At 71.2% G+C, this 1043-nt stretch carries 2 protein-coding genes; one reads left to right on the top strand and one right to left on the bottom strand.

Features of this window, described 5'->3' with window-relative positions; genetic code table 11:
- The coding region (locus ACIP67_RS43470) for a CvpA family protein (protein WP_401700294.1) at positions 1-423 on the bottom strand (423 nt) is incomplete at its 3' end.
- Between the two features lie 174 nt (positions 424-597).
- Between ACIP67_RS43470 and ACIP67_RS43465 the strand changes: the two genes are divergently transcribed.
- On the top strand, positions 598-1043 hold a 446-nt coding region (locus tag ACIP67_RS43465), incomplete at its 3' end, for a Crp/Fnr family transcriptional regulator (RefSeq protein ID WP_401700292.1).

The following is a 1043-nucleotide window of genomic DNA, read 5'->3' as shown; positions in this document are numbered from 1 at the left end:
CACCCGCGAGCGGGTCACCTCACGGGTGACCGCGGTGGAGCCGGAGGCCGCGATGGAGAACGCCACGAGCCAGAGGACGAGGGCGCCCGCGAGACCGGTGGCGAGCGCGCCGAGCAGGCGGTCGACGAGTCGCAGCGCCGGCAGGTTCACGCGCAACCGGATCGCCTCGCCGATGGCGGCGCCCACGTACTGGCCCGCCGCCACGAGCACGACGAGGGTGGCGATCAGCGCGGCCCACCGCCACTGCGGCGCGGTGACGAACTTCGCCACCTCAGGCAGGGCGTAGAACGCGATCGCGGCGCCGCCGACCAGGCCGACGAGGTTGCCCAGCACCACCCACAGGCCGCGACGGTGACCCTGGACCAGGAGCATCGCGAGCGCGACGATGAGCAGGACGTCCAGCCACGTCAGACCCAGCGGCATGGGCGACCTCCTTCGGATGTGACGGCACCGGCCACGCACGGGGACGGCCCGCGCACCCGGTGGAGGATCCAGGGTATCGGCCCGCACTGGGGTATGGGGCACAATGGACGCCAGTGAACCGGGCGGCTCCTCCGCCGCGGTGTGAGGAACTGGCCACAGAGAGGACACGCACACATGGATCTCGAGGTTCTGCGGAAGGCTCCGCTGTTCACCAACCTGGACGACGAGGTGTTCGCCATCCTCACCTCGGAGCTGACCGAGGTCGAGCTCTCCCGCGGCGCGTCCGCGTTCCACGAGGGCGACCAGGGCGATCAGCTGTACGTGATCATGTCCGGCAAGATCAAGCTCGGCCGCACCGCCTCGGACGGCCGCGAGAACCTCGTGGCCGTGCTCGGCCCCGGCGAGATCTTCGGCGAAATGGCCCTGTTCAACCCCGCCCCGCGCAACGCCACCGCCACCGCGGTGTCCGCCACGCGCCTGGCCGGTCTGCGCCACGAGAACCTGCGCCGCGCCATCGCCTCGTCGCCGGATGTGTCGGTCCAGCTGCTCCAGGCCCTGGCCCAGCGTCTGTCCAAGACCAACGAGTCCCTGGCGGACCTGGTGTTCTCGGACGTGCCGGG

This window comes from Streptomyces sp. NPDC088812 (genome assembly GCF_044750285.1).
Taxonomy (GTDB): Bacteria; Actinomycetota; Actinomycetes; order Streptomycetales; family Streptomycetaceae; genus Streptomyces.
Note: the sequence above shows the minus strand (reverse complement) of the source record. Positions and strands in the feature narration are given on the sequence as shown.